Consider the following 22257-nt stretch of genomic DNA (forward strand, 5'->3'; position numbering starts at 1 on the left):
ATGAATCGCGAGCAGTTATTAAGCACTTATTTTAACCACCACGATGGCTGTGAGCCGTCGCTGTCGTTAGGAAAGCATGAGAAAATGGCATCAAGCCCTTTCCACTTTTTCCGAGGGACTGCTCCACTTATGTATCAAGACATCTTTGACGGTCTTATCGGGTTGCCAGACAGCGCATACGAAATCCCGGTAACCACCATCATGGGGGATTGCCATACCAGTAATTTCGGCTTTTTAAGTGAAGAAGGCTCCCACGGAGAAACGCTTGTCTTCTCACCCAATGATTTCGATGATGCCTGCGTCGGTCACGCAATTTGGGATCTATTTCGCTATTTAGTGAGTCTCAACCTCGCCCAGCAAGCTGGTCAGCAACTTCAAGAAAGTACTGACGACTTAACCTTGCGACAAAAGCCTTTGGTATCTACCCAAGATGTTCAGGCTGCACAGAATAGCTTTCTTCAGCAATATATACTGACATGCGAAGCTTCTTTACGAGGTGAAAATAACAGTCAAAGTGCAATAACTCAGTTCAAACAAGACCACATATTACACAAGCGTTGGCAAAAAGGGCTACAACGATTGGTGGGCGGGTCCGCCTTTAACTTAAAAAGCAGCCTTGCTAAGAATGTTGAGTTAGCGACTTACCCACTGTGCTTCAAATCAGATCCACAAAAATTTGAACCTATCCATAACGACATCAAAACGAACTTGATCACGCAATTTAGACCCTATGTTGATGATGATATCATTGACTGCGTAGAAAGGTTAGATGCAGGTACTGGTAGCAACAACCTGAAACGCTATTATTTATTGGTGGGTCCAAGGACACAAGCGCCGATAGAGCTTTACCATATTGTTGAAGTTAAACAACAAACACTTGCTGCGCCTCTCCACTATTTTACAGATATGAGCCCTGTAAACAGACTAAATCAAGCTCATTTAACTGTAAATTGCCAGCGAAAAATGCAGCGTAGGCCCGACCTCATTATTGATGATGCACTTTGGCAAGGGATCCACTGGCTGGTTAGGTCTCGCCACCACGCCCGCGTAGGCATTGACCCGGAACATATTGTGCTGGGCAAGCGGGCTGCTCAAAAACAGGGCTTCAGCCAATATGCACAAAGCTGTGCTGAGGTGCTTAGTTATGCCCATATGCGTGGCGATAGGCGCTCTATGTCGTTCCAACAAGCTTGTATAGAGACATTACCACCACTTTGCGACACACTCATTGATTTAGCGAATAACTATGCCCAACAAGTAAAGTCTGATTGGGCAATATTTAAGTCACTCAGAAAGTAGTTTTTTGGGAACGTCTACGATGGTGCCATCATCGGCTAACAAAAGCGTTCCACTATAGTTAGACTGGGCCTCGGATTCTAAGTTAGTTAGGAGCCCAGGTCCGTGATACCGCACGCTAAAATGCGTTAAAACTAGCATAGGTAGCGCAACTGACTCCGCAAATTGTGCAATACGTTTTGCATCGCTATGCCCAGTGTGGTGGCCCACCTTTTTTAGATCACTATGTGTGAACGTTGCCTCGTGTGCCACTAAATCCACATCTAATACATACGGTTTTAGTAAACTGGGCTTTTCATTGTCACCACAAACAATAATTTTTCGCGGCTGCCAACTTGGAAATGCATATTTTTCAGAGTGAAGCACTTGTCCGTCAAACTCAACATCACGCCCTTTTTGCAACAGATTGAAATGCGCTCCTGTGGGGATGCCATCTTCCTTAAGCAACTTTATGCGCAATTTGTTGGGGATTAGTTTTTCTGTAATTTTAAACCCATAACTTGGCACACGGTGTTTTAACTCCAAAACTTCCACTTTACAATAGTCAAACTCTAATGCGCTTTGCACATGCTCAATTGATATCGTTTTTAAGTCAAAAGGTAGCGCGACATCGGTAAGTGAAAATGTGGCGTTTAAATAAGCAATTACTTTTTCTGGGGCAATAATATAAACGGGTTCCTGCCTGCCAGACATCGCCATCGATGCGATAAGCCCAGGCAAACCGTAGCAATGATCTCCATGAATATGGCTAATGCAAATGACACCTAGCTGATAGAGTGTTAGCTTAGACCTTAATATTTGATGTTGTGTCCCCTCACCACAGTCCACCAATAACCATTGCTTACTCTTCTCAAATTTTACTGCCGTTGCAGACATGTTACGGTAAGTTGTAGGGCTTCCGGACGAAGTCCCTAAAAATTCTAATTGCATAAATAAACTAGACAACGTGTGTGTTATAAATCACAGTGAGTTTAATGTAACTTTTGTCATAACTAAAGGATTACTAAATGGACGAGCACCCTCTTAACTATCAAATTCTGGTTGTTGATATACAACAAAACTTTCAACCACATATAGAAGAGTACGAAAGTGTTATAAAAGCCACACACAAGCTCCTCACCGCAGCTCACATACTCAACATTCCGACAATTATGTTTGAACAATACCCAAAAGGGCTAGGCCATACCGATGAACGCCTCTCTTCCTTTGCGTCTAAGGTTATTGAAAAAACAACTTTCAGTGCATGTAAAGCAAACGAATTAAATGAAGTTGAAAATTTCTCGAATACAAGTATCAAAGTGATAGTCGGGTTAGAAACACATATATGTGTTTATCAAACTGCACAAGATTTGCTTAAGCAAGGAAACACGGTCTACATTTTGGCTGATGGTGTCTGCTCAAGAAAGTTGCAGCATAAAAATTGGGCGTTAGACCAACTGCGCAGCGATGGCGCAAAGGTCATATGCCTAGAAACATTTTTGTTTGAAGCCCTCAGAGACGCGAAACATCCTCAGTTTAAACAAGTGTCTAAATTGATCCAATAAACCACAATGTGAGTATGAATCAATAGTTTTAAAAAATGGCGACGTCATGAAAAATGAATTGAGCACGAATTTAGTGCTGAAAGTGTATGAATATATAATACAACATGGGCAAGATTATGATCTTGGTAAACAGCTCGACGGAGTAACCGCCTTTTCGGATCCTGATGGGTACACTATCTATCTCAAAGGCAGTGGTGTGTTACTTCGATTTGGCTTTCATAATACCTACCACTTTGAATATGACAAAGAGTCTCAAAAGGATGACTTTATGCGTAAGTTGCAACAAATCGCTGAGAAAGCCGATGCGTAATATGCGCAAAACGAGAAGGCGACAAAAGCGCGATAATAATACATGTGAAGATTACATTTATAAAGTGATAGCAGAGCTGCAAAACTCCCCAAACAAGATAACAACCCTAAACGAAAACTGTGAGTTTTATCAACAGCAACGGTTTTTGAAAAAAGGATTCCAACGTGCAATCGAGCATATGCAATGGGTGCTTGCAGTCGACGATGATATAGCGCGTATCTGTAATCAAATCATGGCCGACGATTACATAGGGATACGACTTAGAAAATACCCTTTATTATTTAAAGGTATAATACAAAATACTGATTGATGAAATTGAGATGAAAGATCCAAAAACAAACACTGTGATTATTTCTAAAAAACCGGAAGGGCTTCCGCCTAAAAAGCCCTAAAGTAAACGATGATTTCTATTGTATATCATGTGGATGCGTTAAATTTCTATGCAAATAGAGGTCAGCACCTACCCTAAATTATACTGCTAATAGGATCGTCTTCTCCCCTATTGCTTGTTTTTGACTAGATCCCAAAACTCCGTGGTTTTTAGTATAGCAAGCGCGTCCTCTCCACCCCATTCGATTGCCAGCTCTGTAAGCCTTTTTACTTCTTCAAGGTTGCCTTTTTCTACAAAATGGAAGCGAGCAAGCTGTATAACTCCTTCAACATGTTTTAAGTCTTCAGCGTGACTCAACTCGCCAGCTACCACCTCAAACTCTTCTTCAGACAGGTCTAGCTCATTTCTTTGTGGCATATATTGATTCACTAGATTGATACCGTGGTAAACATGCGCTGTTTTATAACCGAGCAAAGCTGAACTATAAAGCCATTTATTAGCAAGAGTTACATTTTTTTCAAGGTAGCTTCCCTGAGTCAAAACCATGCCTAAATTGAACTGAGCAAATTTATTATTGGCTTTTGCCGCATCAGCTAGAAAATGGATCGCCTCCTCCATGTGTGGAAACAATGTTTTAGGGTAAACATTGAACACAACATAAGCCATATTTTTTGACGGAACATGACCTAATACAGCACCTTTACGAAAAAGTTGATAGGCCTTTTCCGGTGAGAAATCTTTGCCTCCTTTTGTTTTATAATACTGATCTGCAATTGCATAAAGCTCTTCCGAAGACTCTTTCGCCAGTGCCTGTGCATTCACCAATAACGTCATTGTAAGACTTAATAAAACTATATACTTCATCACATATTACTCATCATTTTTCTGCTTTTTAACTATGCTCATGGTTTACCCATTGGGAACCAAAAAGCGCTAACAAATGCATTGGCACCAGGGAAAGTGTTATATTTATATTTCCGTCATGATTTGAGCGCCTAACTTTTCACCATTATTGAAATGATAGGAGAAGCTCTGTTTTTACTAAAGTTAAAATAGGTACACTTTAAAGTGATGCTATTAAGGCATATTCACTCTAAAGTCTATTCACGGACCTCGACCAGAACAATACCCTCTCCAGCCGTGCGGGGAATATTAAAAATTTTCTGTTTATTATATTTAATTTTTAGCGTCAAAAAGAAACACGATTTATTACCCGCACTTCTTTTAAATATCAATTATTCTTAATCACTTTTATTTTCACCTGGAACTGGATCAACACTTATAATAAAATAAAAATACCATAAACACGCTAAAGCAAATATAAACATTAATTCAAAAACGCCACCAAATGTAGCAATCGCAATACAGTACGGCGTTTTTTTGAATAAACCTTTATCATGTTCAGTAAAGTTCTTTGAGTTTAATATTCCCTTGTAGGAAAAGTAATAATAAACTGCAAATAGCGGTGCACCTAAAAAGTACCCACCTTTAGTGCATAAAACCAGTGTAATACTCAAAGGTAACTTTAATATAAGGTGTTTATGATTCATAACTCTCACTTTATTGTAACATAACCCGAGATTGTACCTGTTGCCCCTAATAAATTATCGTCGTAGACCATTCAAGCCAACATTTCTGATCCAAACAACAAGTTATGTAGAAGAAACCATTAGAAACACTCTTTCGAATTACAAGCATCAATTATAAAAACTTGGGTTAACGGGTTTGTATTCTTAAGTCTCAACCTACAAGTTATAAAAGCCTTAAGAAATACAAGGCTTTAATGTAATTTCCCTCTCAATACATTTTGCTAGTAATGCCGCTCAGGTGAAGTTATCTTAACTGGTAATATTGCATAGGCCATGTATATTTTACTATTTAATTGTATATCGAAATTCAGGTTAATTCATTTGTTTTGCTTAATGGAGTTAGATTTCGTACACTTACGCTCAAAATAGTCTAGATGGTTACCGCTGATTAAAAATATCAAAAAAGCTGAAATTATAGATATAAACCCTTTTACTAGCAACGCTTTTACTACCTGCCATTCACTACACAGCTTTGCAAAGTAGTGTAATAAAAAAATCGCTCCTTATATTACCAAAGAAGCTGAAAACAAAACTAAAACGACTCCAAATGGGTTATCCATTTTTCCCCTAACAAACAACACCATCACAATCACTTGACAACCCGCCAAGTCTACCACATAAAACGGCTGTAGATGCTCTAGCTCGAGACAACGAGTACCCACTACCAAACAGCTAGCATCGGGCTGCGTACCTTCGAGCATAAATGGTCCTGCTCCTGTACCAACAAATGAAGAAGACCTCCCCAAACCTGAGATACGATTAATAACAGATTGGCCCAAACAAAATTGTAAGCATAGATAAAAGAATAAGCCTAAAGTGATGTGGATGGGGGGTTGGCTTCGTCACTTGACTGTACTTATCTTTTTGAAAGCCAAACACTTAGCAATAGAATATTTCATACCTCAATTCACACGAGAAATATAATAGTTCATTTTTCACTCTAAAAAACATCAGAACTTGAGTATAACCTTGTATCACAGCGCTCTTTATCAGCATAACTTGTAATTTTATCTCATTTTCACTTTTAGTTAACTTTAATAAATGACCACTGAATGAAAAAGTGATAAGGTATGCCGCATTTTTTGGAACCGAGAAAAATTGCTATGTCGAATGCAGTAGAGACTAAAGCTAAGCAAGACTCCCAATCTCCCGAGCAACAAGGTGGTTTATTTAACCGCTTTTTGGCGACGGTAGAATTTTTAGGAAATATGCTTCCTCACCCTATCACTCTTTTTGCGATGTTCTGTATTGCAATCGTTATATTCAGCGGTATCGCCGACTGGATGGGATTAAGCGCAATTGATCCTCGCCCAGAAGGCGCGAAAGGTCGAGACGCAGATGGTGTTATCGAAGTTGTTAGTTTATTAAGTGCAGAAGGTCTACAGAAAATTGTCACTGGCTTAGTAACTAACTTTACTGGGTTTGCTCCGCTAGGTACTGTGCTTGTTGCGCTATTAGGCGTAAGTGTTGCCGAACATTCAGGCATGTTATCTGCGGCAATGCGTGGCATGGTGATGGGGGCTTCAAAACGCCTTGTAACCTTTATGGTTGTTTTTGCGGCAATCCTTTCAAACACAGCATCAGAATTAGGGTATGTCGTTCTGATCCCACTTGCTGCCATGATTTTCCATAGCCTTGGCAGACACCCGCTAGCAGGATTAGCCGCAGCGTTTGCTGGTGTATCCGGTGGCTATAGCGCCAACCTATTACTTGGTACCATTGACCCGCTTCTTGCAGGTATTACGACGCCAGCAGCTCAAATGATAGATCCTACCTATCAGGTTGGCCCAGAAGCAAACTGGTATTTCATGATGATTTCAGTATTCCTGATTGCGATTGTGGGTACATTGGTCACGGAAAAAATTGTTGAGCCAAGACTTGGCAAATACGATCCAAATGAAGCGAGCATTGACCTTTCAGAAAATAATATTGAACATCTTACTGAAAAAGAAAAATCTGGCTTGAAATGGGCTGGTGTTTCTCTGTTAGTTGTGTCAGCACTTCTCGCTTTGACAATTGTGCCTGAAGACGGCATTTTACGCCACCCTGAGACTGGCGCAGTAGCTGGCTCTCCATTCTTAAAAGGTATTGTAGTATTTATTTTTGTTACCTTTGCGATTCCAGGCTTTGTTTATGGCCGCGTTGTTGGCACCATGAAAAATGACCGCGACGTTATCGATGCGATGAGTAAAAGCATGAGCTCGATGGGCATGTACATTGTACTTGTTTTCTTTGCGGCTCAATTTGTTGCGTTCTTTAAGTGGACAAATTTAGGTACTATCTTGGCAATCAACGGGGCAGCCCTCTTACAAGCGCTAAACCTAACGGGGCCTGAAGTCTTTGTATTGTTTATCCTTATGTGTGCACTGGTAAACTTGAGTTTAGGTTCATCTTCAGCTCAGTGGGCTGTCACTGCACCTATTTTCGTTCCGATGTTAATGCTGGTCGGTTATGCGCCAGAAACCATTCAGGCTGCTTATCGTATTGGTGACTCTGTTACTAATCTAATCACACCAATGATGAGTTACTTTGGCTTAATACTCGCTGTCGCGACCAAATACAAAAAAGATATGGGCATAGGTACTCTAGTTGCAACTATGCTGCCTTATAGCATGTTCTTCTTTGTAGGTTGGGTTGCCCTATTCTACATTTGGGTGTTTGGGTTCGGTCTTCCAGTAGGCCCTAACTCTCCAATCTATTACACGCCTTAAGTCGTTATATAAGGGCATTATGTGTGAATTCATTTAATGCCCTTAATATCTCTCTCTTAGCTTCTAAGCATATATTTTATACATAATAATATTCATTATTTAACAACACCATTCAAATCCCCTTCACAGAAAATCCCCAATTAAGGTAAAATCATTAACGCTTGAGAAAGTTATGGTTAATCTTGTAAATGACTTTTGCTGGATATAAATTTTTGAATAAAAATAGAGCATTTTATTTGTTATTGTTCAAATGCTGTCCTAAAGTCCTTAAGGAATTACCATAAAAGGAGCTTTCCAGCCAATAAAAAACTTGATGATAAGGCCAGCTATGTACACTTTGTTTTATTACCCACGTAATGCCAGTCTCGCCCCACACTTTGTTTTAGAAGCACTTAACGTTCCCTACCAACTTGAGCTTGTAGATAGGAAAAAGCATGCTCATAAGTCTGCCCAATACTTAAGACTAAACCCCACAGGAAGGATCCCCACCTTAGTCGATGATGATTTTGTTCTATTTGAAAGTGGAGCCATCTGCTTATATCTCGCTGAAAAACATCCTGAATCTCAACTAATACCATCAGAACCAAAAGAAAAAGGCGAGTTTTACCAGTGGCTTATGTACTTTACGACCACAGTTCAAGCAGAGTTAATGATCTATTTCTACCCTGAACGTCACACTCAGAGTGCGTTAATGTACGATGACATAATTAAAACGCAGCAAAGCCGACTAGTTGGTATGCTTGAAATTATCGACCGCCATTTAGCTGGAAAAAACTACGTTGTGAACGAGCAATTCACAATTTGTGACTGTTACTTGTTTATGCTTTGTGTGTGGGCTGATGAATTAAACAAGCCACCACTTCAATTTGAACACTTGGCGAGTTATTTAAGATCGATGGCAAAACATCCCGTGATTAAAAAAGTATGTGAAACCGAACAAACCGATCTTAGCCCTTATAAATAATGATTAACGTGAAGGCGGTTTGCTCACCGCCTTTGATTAACTACATTACCCACTGATTAAATATATAGAAAGGTGTAATTTTACATAATCATATTTATAGCATCTGCGACTAAATAAAATACAACACAAGCACTCTCCGCTAGCCAAACAAACATATAAGGCAATGGCGCTTTCAACCCTTCATATTACTTCCTTGCCACGCTACTATAGTCCGCAGTAAATATTCAATAATAAGTTAAATGTACACCATTCAAACTAAATACGAACAGCTTGTGAGTGAAGGGTCTTTAACCTCTGATAACGCACAGAGCGAAGCAATACTCAAATTAGATCAATTGTTACTTCAACTCGAGCAAAGCCAAGTAAGTAAGGGTATATACCTCTATGGTCCTGTAGGTCGAGGAAAGTCTTTTTTAATGGATTTATTTTTCAAAGCGGTAAAATCAAAGAAAAAGAAAAGGTTACATTTTCACCACTTCATGGCTCAGATCCATCAGCAGCTTAAAGAGATTCAAGGCACTAAGAACCCCTTGCAAAAAATAGCTAAAATATGGGCAAAGACTACAAAAGTACTGTGCTTTGATGAGTTTTTTGTGAAAGACATTGGAGATGCAATGATTTTGGCTGGCTTATTAGATGCGTTCATTAAATCCGGTATCATTTTTGTTACGACCTCTAATTCACACCCGACTGAGCTCTACAAAAACGGGTTGCAGCGGTCCCGTTTCGAGCCAACTATCGATTTGCTGTTAAAACATTGTCACGTAGTTGGATTGTCAGGTGAAATTGATCATCGATTTAGGCATGGCTTTCAAAGCCATTTTTATTTCAACGATAACCAAGAGATGTTTGATTCGCTATTTACTCAAGCCTCAGGCTCTAGACATCACTCAAACATAGAACTTTTGGGCCGAACAGTGCCTATAAATGGCTCATCGCCATCAGCGCTTCTATTTGAATTTATGTCTTTATGTTCCTCACCAAGGGCGACAGCTGATTACATTGAATTAGCTAATCGATACGATGTTATTTTTGTTCAGTCAGTGCCTAAAATGGGCTGTACTCCAACTCAAAGTCAGTTAACGCAAGGTGTTGAAGATGGTTATATTCGTCAAACGTCAATGATACAAACAAGTCGTTTAGATGATGAAGCAAGACGCTTTATCGCACTTATCGACGAATTTTATGACCGCAAAAAGCTTGTTGTTATTTCAGCAAACTGCCCTTTAGAGACACTATATGTGGGAGAACAGTTGTCTTTTGAGTTTGAACGCACAAAAAGCAGGCTAGTCGAAATGCAATCTTGGCATTTAACCATTTAACCATTTAACGCTCAAAATAACGCATTATAGCATCAGCTTTTTGTATGCGAGTACTCAATCGAGTATGTGGATTGAAAAAAAGAGGTGGGAATAGGACTAAGTGAATAGTGGTCTGAAATTAAAACCACTATTCACCGATTAGCTAGTTAAACGCTTATTTGTCCAGTTTCAGTTTAACGCCCTTCAAACGGTTTCTTACCGAGCTTACTTTGCTACGGTTCTTGGCTCTCGCTTCACCACTCGCTTGGTTACTCGGTCTATTTGTACGAACTTTTCTTCTTTGGTGGCTCGGCTTCTTGCTCAGGTTTTCTATTAGATTATCTCGGTTTGCAACTTCGTAGCCTGGTAGATAGTAACGCTTGATCTTCTGCCCAATCAAAGTTTCGATGTGCAATAAGAATTGTTCTTCTTCTCTGCTTACAAACGAAATAGCTTGCCCAGAATTACCTGCACGACCTGTCCGACCAATTCGGTGAACATAGTCCTCTGCGAGGTAAGGTAAATCGTAGTTTACGACTCGTGGTAAACCTTCGATGTCTATACCACGAGCTGCGACTTCAGTTGCAACAAGCACGCGTACCTTACCTTCTTTAAACTCTCTTAGAGCGCGACGCCTCGCGCCCTGCTTTTTGTCTCCGTGACATACGGTCGAGGCTATACCGTCTAGTTCTAGCTCTTTAACAATCGCGTCTGCATCATCTTTCATATTTACAAAGACAAGTACTTGCTGCCAATTTTTCTTACCAATAAGCTCTGATAACAACTCTTTCTTACGTTGTTGCTCTACTGGGTAGACAACATGACGTACGGTTTCAGCAGTCGTATTCTCTGGTGCTGTCTGAACTAGCTTTGGATCTTTTAAAACTTGCTTGGCAAACTGTTTAACTTCTGATGGGAAAGTAGCTGAAAATAGCAACAACTGTTTATCTTCGCGCGCAAGGCCTATAACTTTACGCATCTCATCGATAAAGCCCATATCTAACATACGATCTGCTTCATCCAGCACTAAGTGCGCAATATTCGATAAATCAACACTGCCAAGTCTTACTAAATCTAATAACCTACCAGGTGTTGCCACTACAATATCAACCCCTTGCGCCAGACGTTGTGACTGGCCTTCTACACTAACACCACCAAAAACGGCGACCGTTCGTAATGATGTATTTTGTGTGAAAGACTCACAGTTATTCGCGATTTGTTCAGCCAACTCTCGAGTTGGAGCGAGCACAAGAGCACGTGGAGATGTCGACGCAGTGCCTTTTAGCAGGTTGTGAATTACTGGGAGCGCAAATGCTGCAGTTTTGCCTGTGCCAGTTTGCGCAGTCGCGAGTACGTCGTGCCCTTTCCTAATAACAGGAATGGCCGCCTGTTGAATAGGTGTAAGCTCTTTGAAGCCAATACTATCAAGGGCTTCTAACATAGGCTCTGGGAAACTAAACGATTTAAAATTCATAACGACAAACCTGCGACCAATAATGAGGGTCGCAGATTATACGTCATTAATTGACATTAACAAAGCTTAAGTAGTGTTTCATCCACTAAATTTGCTTTTCCGCCAACGATGTATTGCTCGTCAATGGCATTGATCAGTGATTGCCCCTGCATTTGCTGCTCTTTACTTAGAGGTACATATGGCAATCTGAATACTGGGCTAATTACGCCAGTCATTATCAGAGCGGTGTTAATAGCAATTGGGTTTGGTTCACAGAACAGCCAATTTACCAATGGGTTTAATTCTTTGTTTAACGCATCATTGCGCTCATCCATTAACTGTCTAAACAGCTTAGGTACTAGGTTTGAAGTTACTGAAATTACACCGTGAGACTGAGAAAGGTGTCTGCCATCATGTGCTTCATCGTCATTCCCAGACCAACATGCAATGCCTTGTGCTTCATAATGCGCAATTCTTTCATTACCAGCACATTCTTTAACGCCAATGAAGTGCTTACTCTTAGATAACGGCTCAATAATATCAGGCGTTAAGTCTTGTCCAGTTCGACCAGGTACATTGTAAATAAATGCAGGACCTATTTCGAGTACGCGATTAAAGTGTTCCATCACGCCTTCAGTAGAAGTACGGCCATAATAAGGATTTATTTGAAGCGCTGCGTCCATACCAGAAGCAAAACCATACTCCGTCGCCTTTACGGCTTCTCGAGTGTTGTTACTCCCTGTATTTCCAATGATAATAAGGCGCTCAGAGAACTTACTGACGCTGTGTGCGATCAGCATTAAGTGCTCTTCCCAATTCATTAACTGACCTTCACCAGTCGTACCACCTACAATAATACCATCAACACCGGCTTCAATCTGAGTTTCAACCAAGGCGTCATAAGCAACAAGGTCAATCTCTCCATTCATTTTATATGGGGTTTTTATAGCTGTAATTAAGCTGGCTTTTTTTATGGTTTGTATACTTCGCATGCAAATTCTAACTGATTGTGAATATACGATATGTTGTAACACAATTGGCTCACTATGCCGAGAGTAAAAATAAAGAAATGCGAATTTTCTTGCTTAAATATGAGATTTAATACAAAATCAAAACACTGTACATTTAACCAGTATATACAATGCGACTTTCTGAGTACCTTAAAACGAATTTTTATGACACCCAAGAGTTATGCAGCTTGTTGAAAATTAACTTAGCCCAGCTGCAACTATGGCAGGACAATAGTCTGTTTCCAAATGCAAGCTATAGTATTGAAAATCACATTAAGTGCAGTTCTTACTTGGGGCTATATGAATGTACCGAGATGACCGATTATTACCCTCGCGGTCTTACCGATTGGGCACAAATATTAATAAAAAACGCAATCTCACAATCGAGCCATGCCTTTGAGCTCTTTCAGCAAAAGTATGTTACCACTTTGCAAGCCTGCGCCCAAAGAGGCATCGTTTCTCAAGATGCTAGGTTTTCGGACGATTTACCTGAACATATCCAGCAAGTTTGGCAACAGTTTTTATGTAGCAAATATGGCGTTATCAGCTTGAATGGGCTTATTGAAGAAGTCGTTTATATTGACCTTGGCAGAGCCATTGTAGACTCTATTACCGATGATAGAACAAGCTCTTCTATCCCTGTCGAGTTGAGAAGCCAGCTTCACGATGCAATCAAACTACTAAATCGGGCACTCAGTCACCATGCTAGCCATGAGCGAAACGTTTCGTTACGCGAAAAGTACATTGAGAGTTTGATGCAAAAATACGATTTATCAATCGGATAGCATAGTCACAGTATTTTCAATAAATGGTCTGCCATTAAATTAAATTGTTAAATGAACCATCTAGGGTAAGCCACTTAAAACATCAAGTGGCTTTACATACTTTGTTAATAAGACGACACAGGGTTGGGGATGAGACACCTAATTGGCGTCTTCATAATGGGCACGATATATTTCAAAGCTTTTCAATACTCTGAGTTGATCTTCACATAAATTGTCATACCAATTATCAAATTTTTGATCATCGTCTTGTTCACTCAACACTTGATACTGCGCAAGTAATTCTACAATGTCACTGTGATCGCAAGTTAGTCCATCTAGTTGTTGAGCTAAAGATGAATGATCCTTATTTTGCAATTCCGCAATGACACCATTGTCTAATTGTTGTGATTCTTCAGTCACGGCGTTATCCTCTTTCTCGATCTAGTTCCAAGTTATAACAGTCTGATGTCGAAGATCCAGTAACAATTTGCTAATTAGTACAAACAGTAAGCAAAATCACTTAAAAAAATAATTATTGGAATTAATTGAAAACTATTCTCAAATAGAATAATATTGTGACGTTATCACATTTCATAAGGTTTTAGTTTAATATGAAAGCAAATATCCACCCGGATTATCAAGCTGTTGCATTTCATGACACGGCAGTAGACAAGTACTTCATCGTTGGTTCAACTATCAAGACTGATAGAACAGTTGAGATCGATGGTAAAGAATACCCTTACGTTCCAATCGATGTTTCAAGCGCTTCTCACCCGTTCTACACAGGTAAGCAGAAAATCGTTGCTAGCGATGGCCGTGTTGCTAAGTTCAACCGCCGCTTTAAGAATATTGCTTCTACATCTAAGTAATACGCAAAGCACCAAATTGACATCGCACTGTTAATAGTGCGATGTCAAGACGCCTTCTGGCACGTAAAATTTAAATCAAAAGTAAGGAGCATAAGATGAAAGTTTTGAGTTCACTAAAAAGCGCAAAAAGCAGACCTGGATGTCAAGTTGTAAAACGTCGCGGTAAAGTTTATGTAATTTGCAAAACAAATCCTCGTTTTAAAGCTGTTCAAGGCAACAAGAAGAAAAAGCGTTAAATCTCTGGCGTTTTTCAATCCGAGCACTTTACTCATAAAGTGCTTGTCGACCTATCTCATTTCACAACTCAAAACTCTCTCGTAAAATAATAAACTTCCTGTACATTTCATTCCAAAAAATTTATTTCATGACTAAAAACCGATAGCCGAAAAAAAGCGGCTTGCGCCGCTTTTTAAGTTCAATTTTCTAGCTTATCGCTTACGTCTTCTTAATAGTGCTAATGGCAAACTTAACAGTGCTAAGAATCCAAAAGAGCCTGAATCACCATCGTTATCATCATCGTCATTACCTCTGACGTCAATAAGGTTTACGGTAACTTCTGTATACTCCGATGTATTTCCATCAGTATCTTGAGCTCTCACACCAAACTTAATTACACTTTGGAATTCAAAATCGAGGTTGCCCCGTACAACAATATCTCCATTTGGCTCGATGTTGAACGGTGCATTACCGATAACAAAGAACTCTTTAACTGGCGTTGTGTCTGGGTCTGGATCAAAGAACTCTAAGCGGCCAACGATCGTGCCTAAAGCAGCATTCTCAAGAATTTCAAATACCTGCCCTGTAGGGATTACCGGATCTTGGTTGTCAGCCCCTTGATCATTTGGGTCATCAATAACCATAACCTTAACTTTCGTGTAATCCGACGAGTTACCTTTGCTTCCAATGGCTTTGACTGCAAATTCGAAGTACTCATGAGTTTCGAAGTCAATATTATCTGAAACCGTTACTCCACCACTGGTGTTGATTTCAAATGGAACATTGCCCAGTACCTCAAAGGATTCAACTGGAGAATCATCCGAGTCAGCAAACTTAAGCATGCCAATAACAGTCCCTATTTCTGAGTTTTCTACGACCTCAAAAACTTGTCCTTCATCAATGACAGGATCAACTACATCGTCATCAGCAGGATCATTGGAAACAGACACCTTAACTTCAGTATACTCAGAGCTATTACCCATGGTATCTATTGCGCGCACAAAGAAGCTAAACTCACTTTGCATTTCATAATCCAGCTCGGCTGTTGCAAAGATCTCCCCTTTCTCGTCAATCATGAATGGTACTTCATCTAGAATCATAAACCCATCAACTGGCGACACATCAGGATCTGGGTCACTGAATTCCAGCATTCCGACAGACGCCCCCTCGTCGTTATTCTCCTGAATCTCGAACATTTGTCCTTCGTCAATAGAAGGCGCGCGTTTAGGAGGCTCATTTATATCCAGTCTAAACGATTGCGTCGCTTCTAATTCTCCATCACTCACCATCAATGTCATTTGTTGAGTAAACTCAGTAAATGGTCGCCCAGACAGCACGCCATCAATAAATGACATACCAGGCACTGATGGTTCTAGAGAAATCATAAGTTGATCATTGTCAACATCTTCAATGTGTTCTTTAAAATCAATTTCAACTAGCTCATCAATATATAAAGTTAAATCTTCTAACTGCTGTATCATTGGTGCATCATTCACAGCGGCCACTTTTATATCAATAGTATGCTGATTTGCTACACCATCGTTATTTGGCGTATCCGTTGGTGTGTTTGTTGTACCTCTAAACGTAAATGCGTCGTCGCCATTGAAGTTTTCATTTGGTTTGTATTTCACATTTGCAAAGTCAGCCTGTAACACCTGCGAACCGACCTCTAGCACCTGGTCTCCAGAGAGTAACATGCCATTTTCTGACGTTTGAACTATTTCAATCGAGTCGTAAGCCTGTCCAAATTCATTAACTAACACGTCGCTTAACATCAAGTCCGTATCTTCCGAAACCTCTAAACTTCTGTTTGTATCACTTTTGATCCCAACCTTATAGGTACTGCGCCCATGAGTGAAAGCAAATAATTCAGAGTCTTTAATTGCCAGTTTCGCGATATTGGTGTTGGCTAAGCCCGAACCATCTGCCATCCAATTCATGCCCCCATCCACTGACACAAACACACCTAAGTCAGTACCGACGAACAATCTTTGGCTATTCACAGGGTCAACAGCAATCGTCATGGCTGGTACATTTGGTAAACCATTATCCATTGCTTGCCAGTTTTGGCCGCCGTCTGTTGTTTTCCAAACATGTGTCACATCGAAGTTCGACAACGTTGCATAGATAATTTGGTTATCATTAGGGTCAAACGCGAGAGAGCTGACCGTCGCACCAGCCTCAGGTGTCGCCTCTACCCATTGTGTTTGAGTATCTGCCTGATCTGCGCTATATGACACATATATTGTGCCGCCATTAGTACCTGCTGCCACTGCGCTCTCAGTATTTGGCGCAATGCCAATTGAGTATACTGAGCCGTTTAAAGCGCCTGAAGCAGCTGACCAGCTTTCAGCCTGATTGCTTGTGCGCCATAGTTGATTACCACCGATCCAGAGGACTTGAGGATTTGAAGGCGCCATTTCAAAACGTGTAATAAACGGAAATCCGTTATCGCCTGAAATACCGTTTGTCGCCCCGCTGAAGCTTTGACCGCCATCAGTCGACTTTTGAATCGAAAGGCCTGTATTTTCAGCAAACATCACATTTGGATTAGTTGGGTCGATTGCTGTCCAGCCACCGTCACCGCCGAGTATTTCAATCCAATTATTAAACCCGCCATCTTGACCAGATAATGTGCCATTGTCTTGGGTGCCACCAAAATAGCTTTCACCATTAGGCTTAACAGTACCGTGGTAAAATTGGGTGACCGCATACCCATTATTTAATGTAGACCAACTGACTCTTTGCGCTGGATCCGCTGCTGCGTTGCCGCACACTTCAGCAAGGGTTAAACGGCCCGAGAGCGCATTGTCAGTTCTCTGGATCCCCCCGTCATTACCAACAAACATTGTCGTATTAGTTGTGCCGTTGTAATCCGGGTGAAAAACAATTTCGTGCTGATCTGCGTGAGCATATTGAGGATTTGTTGGGTCAAACCACCATACACTCGTAGGTACAAAAGATTGACCACCGTCATCCGAGCGGAATACATCAATACCACCAGTCCAAACCACGTCAGGATTTACTGGATCAACCGCAATAATGTTATCGTACCAACCTTGGTTAAAGAATTGTGCCGTGCCACCAAAACACTGATCAAATAATCCAAATACAGTGTTACTTAAAAGGAGTTTGGTAAATGAATCCGCCGTGTCTTGCGTAACAGTCGTCGCCCAAGTTGCACCCATATCTGTAGATTTATACACCGCATCCATTGCGTGTGTACCTCTGTTAGCAGATAAAGCGTAAATTATATTATTATCAGACGGTGCCACAGCAATCGTCGTACGCCCTTGGTTTGCTCCAGCAATTACCTGCGCCCAGTTAGCGCCTGCGTCTGTACTACGGTGCACACCGCCTGTATTGAAAGAGCCACAAGCAGTCAATAATACATCCACGCCAGACTGATTTAATACGGTAAGATCTGTACACCCTACCGAAGCACCTTGAGGCACGAAAGCAGAGGTCCATGTAACCCCGCTATCGGTTGACTTTTGAACGCCAGTTCTGGTTGCCGCATACATGGTATTGGCATCATTTTTACTAAACGCGATTTTGTTTATGTACTGAAAGTCGCCATTACTGGCCGTACTAGAAATCTGTTCCCAAGTAACGCCAGCATCCGAAGATTTAAATATCCCATCGCCACGAAGCGCATCAAAATTGAAAAAGCCCTCCCCTGTTCCTGCATAAATAATGTCTGCATTGCTAGGATCAAAAGTCAATGTTGTTACTGCTAGATTGGTTGCAAGATCACTTAACGGTTGCCAAGATGCGCCAGCATCCGTTGTCTTCCAAACGCCACCAGCAACGCCCGCTGTATACATTATGTCGTGATTAGTCGGGTGTATGATAAGCGTCCTTGTACGCCCACCTATATTACCGGGGCCAAGCTCTTGCCAATCACCAAGTTCTTGATTCTGCCCATCGGGCGCATTTAACTGAGGTTGATAGTCAAATAAAACGGTGTTTTCGGCAATCGAGTAATGCGGCATATTTTTTATTTGAGCAAGCGCAGCAGAGTACTTTTCCGTAGGCAAAGAAGAAGCGCCAATGGGTAATCTTTGCTGTACGTAAAATTCATGTGCCTCTTTTGGTTTGTCGTACCTTTTTGGCGCCTGTGACTTACTAGCCGCTTTCTTCGCTAGAAATTCCGCTTTCATTTCATACGGAGTTTCTTGAGTATAATTGTCATAGGCTAGATATGTTGCGCCGCCGAGCGCGATTGCCACAGCAAGACTTACGGGGTGGAGAAGTGTCATTGGTTTTATCCCTTTTTTTGTAACAAATTGCTGTCCTATCAGGTTAACAAGATAAGCGATAAACATTACTACAGGTGCTAAACCACAGAGTTCAAAACATACCGATTTACATAGCGTCAAAATTGTTTGAATCTTCACACGAACACATTTAACATCTTTCATAACGATAGGCATCCGAGCAAAGTGTAGTAACAAATACCAATTAATCCACGGTTAAGACAATGTTTATGGAGATATATGATTGAATTATTGGAGTTAGCAGTCGCGTCAAACAACATTGAAGTTGTAGAGGTATATGCTGGGAAGAACTTGCTAAAAGAAGAGATATTCAAAGATTCTACTGTAGAAACACTACCTCCAAGCACATTTAGTTCATCAAATACAAACATTGCCGACCAATTAGAGCGATTCCCGGGCCTTCACAAATCTGGTCAAGGGGGCTTATTCCAAAGTTATAGCATTCGTGGTCTAGGTGGATGGCGGATCAAAACGCACGTTGATGGTATTCCTATTATCACAGACAGAAGAGCGGGTAACTCGGCTTCGTTTTTGCCTCCTTCGCTAGTATCATTTTACGAGGTTAAAAAAGGAGCTGCTTCCATGATGCATGGCTCTGGCGCGATTGGAGGAGTCATAAACCTTACAACTAATAAACCAGAGCAATCAACGCTTAGCCTCATGCAACAAATACCAAATAGCGCTTCGAGCTTTTCCATTGGTAGTGGCGGCATCTCTAATTCGCTTTTGGTCAGTTATCGTCAGGCTAATAATCAAGAATCGGCCTCCGGGGTGCCTTTAAATACTGGTTATAAACAGCTCGCTACGTCGCTTTACCATCAAGGTAGTTTGCCCGGAGGGCTTGATTACAACATTAGTTGGCTGCCTTCATTGGGTAAAGATATTGGAAAAAGCAGCGCTAAGTACCCGTCCTCACAAATTGCCATTTACCCAAAAGATGACCACAGTCTATTTCAAGCCACATTAAACTCAGATAGGTGGTTATTCAGAGTCTTTCACCACTACCAAAATTGGGACAGCCTTGTAGAGCGCATAGGAGAGCGAAAAAACCTAACGAGCTACCAGTCTCATACATATGGTAGCAATGTGTACTCAAGTAAACATACACAAAGCGCATCGTGGCGCTATGGAGTCGACTGGTTAGCGCGAGACGGAATAAAGATTTCTGACCGAGAAACATCCAATGATTCAACGGTGCAAGGTCAATTATTAATAAATGGCAGAACATTGAATGTCGCTCCTTTTATCAGTACCGCCTTCTCGCTTTCTGATGCCAAACTGAATTTGGGCGCCCGGTATGATTACTTCGAAGCGAAAAATGACAAGAAAAACAGGTCAGATAATTACCTGTCTTACCAAAGTTCAATAGAGAAAAAATTTCAAAATCATTTTTTAAAAGCTGAATATGGAACTTCGTTTAGGTTTCCTGCAATGACAGAGCTTTATTTTAATGGTGTCACCCCTCGCGGAAACACGCTTGGTAATCAACACCTTAAACCTGAAGAAAGCAGGACGCTAGAATTACATTATATTTATACCCATGCCTCTTTTTCAGGCCGGTTCAATGTATATCAAAGTACCTTAAATAATTTTATTGAACGAACAAAATTGGAAAATGGCGATAGAACATATAACAATTTAGAACAGGTCAACTTGAAGGGATATGAATTCACATTAGAGTTTAAGCCCACACCTGAACAAAGCGTCAAATGGCTTGTCGCCAAGCAACAAGCGAAACAAAGTAATGGCAATCATGTACAGGGAATAGCACCGCTAAAAATGAGTGTAATTCATCGTTTTAACTGGCACGAGTTAGAGCTATCAAGTGAAATATCTCATCACTTTAACAAGCATCAGGTTGGCTCAGGAGAACAAGTATTACCGAGTTCAACGATGGTGAATGCCTATGCGAGGTGGCAAATTACAGATAACCTCCGTAGTACATTGAGGTTAGAAAACGTATTCAATACTGAGTATAGAACCACAGCAGATGAAGACGCGCCATTCGTTCCTCAACGTCAGCTCTCTTTACAATTCGATTGGCATATCTAGCGCCCGAATAACAAGTCCCAGACGCTCGGCGGCTCATGTAATTTATGGTACTCCATACGAAGCTCGTCTATTTGTTTGAGTCTTAACTTCGCAGATGCCAGATCATTATCGCCAACCAACTGCTTTGCTTGCATTGCAAGTTTGATTGTTTGGTCTAGGCCTTTTAGAGACTCAATCGCTTTGTCTTGTTGAAACTTTTGCTTTTTGGCTAGTTCTACTAGCTCAATAAAAGCGTCAATATGCACTGACATTTCAATAGGAGCTTGTGACTTTATGGCGAGTTTATATTCGTGGCCCATCTTTTTCATGATTTGATTTAAATCTTGTACTTCATCGCTATGAGCAAAACCAGACAATAAAAGTGCTAGAATAAATATAAACTTCATAACCCCCCCTTCTTAGATTGCGCTAGTATATATAAATATGCAAACTGCACAAGAACAACCGTGTGTAAAGGGCGTTTACATTTTGAAAATTTATAATTATTTATATTTGTTTGTATTCAGTATGTTTTATTTGCTCCTTGGTGTATTGAGCATGAGTACTTATGCCTCTCAACCGCTGAAAGTAACATTCGTCAACCCAGGTTTTAACAATGACAACCCAACTGGCAATTTTTGGTTTAACGTTTCAAATATAATGAATGCCGTCGCGGAAGACACAGACATTGAATTAACCACGTTGTTTGCTGAGCGCAATCATATTCTTATGAAAGAACTCACCAAGCAAGCACTAGAGTCTGATGCACAGTACCTTATACTCGTTGATGAAAAACGTGTGATCACTGAAGTGCTTTTATCGTCTGATAAACCCCACCCAAATATTCTTTTTTTGCTAAACAGCCCTAATAAACTTGCACTAGAAAGACTTGCTGCCAAGGGCTTTGGTATCAAAGCATCGATTTTACCAGACAACTACCAAGCTGGCACAATGCTCGCCAGAGAGCTAGTACACAAAGCAAACCAACGCAACTCGAATAAACACACTCATTCTATGCTCGCATTTTTGGGTGACATTGCAACCAATGCCGCAACGGAGAGAGAACAGGGGTTACTCAGTTATACAAATAGAGCCTCCAATGTCACGCTGGTCGATAAAATAGATGCACAGTGGTCAAAACAACGTGCTTTAGAATTATCTCGAGGGCTACTTCGCCGCTACAGAAGTGTAGACTTGGTATGGTGTGCTAATGATGCAATTGCTTTTGGTGTTAGCCAAGCTGCTGTCGAGCTTGGAATAAGAGATAAGCTACAAATTGGGGGCGTAAACTGGGACAACGAGCATGATTCAAAATTGGATGTGTCCATAGGTGGACATGTTTTATTGGGCGGTTACTTACTTATCGAGTTAAAAAAATTACAGCTTGGGCTAGTGAAATATATTGGCACACAAAAGATAGCCATCTTTCGACCTTATAAACAAGAATTTGCCCCTATCTACAAAGCAATTCATGAAGATAGACTTCGTCGCGTAGACTTTTCTCAATTCATCAATGATAAAAAAGATTACAATATTATGACTATCAATGACGAATTAAATTTCTAATCTTTTAATCCAACCAAAAAAC

The 22257-nt window shown here is 40.7% G+C and carries 21 protein-coding genes; 12 read left to right on the top strand and 9 right to left on the bottom strand.

Annotated features, from left to right (window positions below):
* A complete protein-coding gene (locus A7985_RS09580) occupies window positions 1-1299 on the top strand; it encodes a DUF2252 family protein (protein ID WP_065790247.1) in 1299 nt (432 codons plus the stop codon).
* Here the strand turns inward: A7985_RS09580 and A7985_RS09585 are convergent.
* Window positions 1285-2226, bottom strand: coding sequence for a ribonuclease Z (locus tag A7985_RS09585; protein ID WP_176716719.1), 942 nt, complete (start codon window positions 2224-2226; stop codon window positions 1285-1287). The genes A7985_RS09580 and A7985_RS09585 overlap by 15 nt on opposite strands.
* A gap of 77 nt (window positions 2227-2303) precedes the next feature.
* Here A7985_RS09585 and A7985_RS09590 point away from each other — a divergent pair, with 77 nt between their 5' ends.
* From A7985_RS09590 to A7985_RS09600, 3 genes are read left to right on the top strand one after another with little or no spacing between them, the layout of a single operon-like run.
* Window positions 2304-2840 carry an isochorismatase family protein gene (locus tag A7985_RS09590; protein WP_065790249.1) on the top strand — a complete coding sequence of 179 codons (537 nt, stop codon included), beginning with the start codon at window positions 2304-2306 and terminating at the stop codon, window positions 2838-2840.
* 46 nt (window positions 2841-2886) lie between these two features.
* Window positions 2887-3150: a DUF3081 domain-containing protein gene (locus A7985_RS09595; RefSeq protein WP_065790250.1), complete on the top strand. Its 264-nt coding sequence runs from the start codon at window positions 2887-2889 to the stop codon at window positions 3148-3150.
* Window positions 3143-3460 carry a hypothetical protein gene (locus tag A7985_RS09600; RefSeq protein ID WP_256096683.1) on the top strand — a complete coding sequence of 106 codons (318 nt, stop codon included), beginning with the start codon at window positions 3143-3145 and terminating at the stop codon, window positions 3458-3460. Before A7985_RS09595 ends, A7985_RS09600 begins: the two co-directional genes overlap by 8 nt.
* Before the next feature lie 189 nt (window positions 3461-3649).
* Here A7985_RS09600 and A7985_RS09605 read toward each other — a convergent pair whose 3' ends face one another.
* The 3 genes from A7985_RS09605 to A7985_RS09615 form a co-directional block, all read right to left on the bottom strand.
* A complete protein-coding gene (locus A7985_RS09605) occupies window positions 3650-4345 on the bottom strand; it encodes a sel1 repeat family protein (protein WP_065790251.1) in 696 nt (231 codons plus the stop codon).
* 377 nt (window positions 4346-4722) lie between these two features.
* Entirely contained in the window at window positions 4723-5031 is a 309-nt protein-coding gene (locus A7985_RS09610; RefSeq protein WP_065790252.1) for a hypothetical protein, read from the bottom strand.
* A 542-nt stretch (window positions 5032-5573) separates the two neighbouring features.
* Window positions 5574-5771, bottom strand: a complete 198-nt coding sequence (locus A7985_RS09615) for a hypothetical protein (protein WP_065790253.1) — start codon at window positions 5769-5771, stop codon at window positions 5574-5576.
* Between the two features lie 402 nt (window positions 5772-6173).
* Here A7985_RS09615 and A7985_RS09620 point away from each other — a divergent pair, with 402 nt between their 5' ends.
* From A7985_RS09620 to zapE, 3 genes are all read left to right on the top strand, one after another.
* Entirely contained in the window at window positions 6174-7781 is a 1608-nt protein-coding gene (locus A7985_RS09620; protein ID WP_065790487.1) for an AbgT family transporter, read from the top strand.
* A 328-nt stretch (window positions 7782-8109) separates the two neighbouring features.
* Window positions 8110-8745 carry a glutathione S-transferase family protein gene (locus A7985_RS09625; protein ID WP_065790488.1) on the top strand — a complete coding sequence of 212 codons (636 nt, stop codon included), beginning with the start codon at window positions 8110-8112 and terminating at the stop codon, window positions 8743-8745.
* Between the two features lie 239 nt (window positions 8746-8984).
* On the top strand, window positions 8985-10067 hold the full coding sequence (zapE, locus tag A7985_RS09630) for a cell division protein ZapE (RefSeq protein WP_065790254.1): 1083 nt from the start codon (window positions 8985-8987) through the stop codon (window positions 10065-10067).
* Window positions 10068-10221: 154 nt separating this feature from the next.
* Here zapE and A7985_RS09635 read toward each other — a convergent pair whose 3' ends face one another.
* Together A7985_RS09635 and dapA are read right to left on the bottom strand one after the other, a co-directional pair.
* Complete coding sequence (locus tag A7985_RS09635; RefSeq protein ID WP_065790255.1) at window positions 10222-11520, bottom strand: DEAD/DEAH box helicase; 1299 nt, start codon at window positions 11518-11520, stop codon at window positions 10222-10224.
* A gap of 56 nt (window positions 11521-11576) precedes the next feature.
* The gene (gene dapA, locus A7985_RS09640) at window positions 11577-12491 is read right to left on the bottom strand and encodes a 4-hydroxy-tetrahydrodipicolinate synthase (RefSeq protein ID WP_065790256.1); all 915 of its coding nucleotides are present in this window, start codon (window positions 12489-12491) and stop codon (window positions 11577-11579) included.
* A gap of 149 nt (window positions 12492-12640) precedes the next feature.
* Between dapA and A7985_RS09645 the strand changes: the two genes are divergently transcribed.
* Window positions 12641-13294: a DUF6058 family natural product biosynthesis protein gene (locus A7985_RS09645; protein ID WP_065790257.1), complete on the top strand. Its 654-nt coding sequence runs from the start codon at window positions 12641-12643 to the stop codon at window positions 13292-13294.
* Window positions 13295-13432: 138 nt separating this feature from the next.
* Here A7985_RS09645 and A7985_RS09650 read toward each other — a convergent pair whose 3' ends face one another.
* Window positions 13433-13693: a hypothetical protein gene (locus A7985_RS09650; protein ID WP_065790258.1), complete on the bottom strand. Its 261-nt coding sequence runs from the start codon at window positions 13691-13693 to the stop codon at window positions 13433-13435.
* 191 nt (window positions 13694-13884) lie between these two features.
* On the opposite strand from A7985_RS09650, the gene A7985_RS09655 reads away from it, so the two are divergent.
* Complete coding sequence (locus A7985_RS09655; protein ID WP_065790259.1) at window positions 13885-14142, top strand: type B 50S ribosomal protein L31; 258 nt, start codon at window positions 13885-13887, stop codon at window positions 14140-14142.
* A gap of 95 nt (window positions 14143-14237) precedes the next feature.
* Window positions 14238-14378, top strand: coding sequence for a type B 50S ribosomal protein L36 (gene ykgO / locus A7985_RS09660; RefSeq protein ID WP_063365231.1), 141 nt, complete (start codon window positions 14238-14240; stop codon window positions 14376-14378).
* 192 nt (window positions 14379-14570) lie between these two features.
* On the opposite strand, the gene A7985_RS09665 is transcribed toward ykgO, so the two are convergent.
* Window positions 14571-18620 (bottom strand): rhombosortase-dependent cadherin domain-containing protein, encoded by a 4050-nt coding sequence (locus tag A7985_RS09665; RefSeq protein ID WP_176716720.1) that lies wholly within the window; start codon window positions 18618-18620, stop codon window positions 14571-14573.
* 237 nt (window positions 18621-18857) lie between these two features.
* Between A7985_RS09665 and A7985_RS09670 the strand changes: the two genes are divergently transcribed.
* Complete coding sequence (locus A7985_RS09670; RefSeq protein ID WP_065790261.1) at window positions 18858-20690, top strand: TonB-dependent receptor; 1833 nt, start codon at window positions 18858-18860, stop codon at window positions 20688-20690.
* Here the strand turns inward: A7985_RS09670 and A7985_RS09675 are convergent.
* Window positions 20687-21076: a cytochrome b562 gene (locus A7985_RS09675; RefSeq protein WP_065790262.1), complete on the bottom strand. Its 390-nt coding sequence runs from the start codon at window positions 21074-21076 to the stop codon at window positions 20687-20689. The genes A7985_RS09670 and A7985_RS09675 overlap by 4 nt on opposite strands.
* 151 nt (window positions 21077-21227) lie before the next feature.
* Here A7985_RS09675 and A7985_RS09680 point away from each other — a divergent pair, with 151 nt between their 5' ends.
* The gene (locus A7985_RS09680; protein ID WP_176716721.1) at window positions 21228-22235 is read left to right on the top strand and encodes an ABC transporter substrate-binding protein; all 1008 of its coding nucleotides are present in this window, start codon (window positions 21228-21230) and stop codon (window positions 22233-22235) included.
* Window positions 22236-22257 lie beyond the last annotated feature (22 nt).

The sequence above is a fragment of the Pseudoalteromonas luteoviolacea genome (assembly GCF_001696455.1).
In the GTDB taxonomy this organism is placed as follows: Bacteria; Pseudomonadota; Gammaproteobacteria; order Enterobacterales; family Alteromonadaceae; genus Pseudoalteromonas; species Pseudoalteromonas luteoviolacea_C.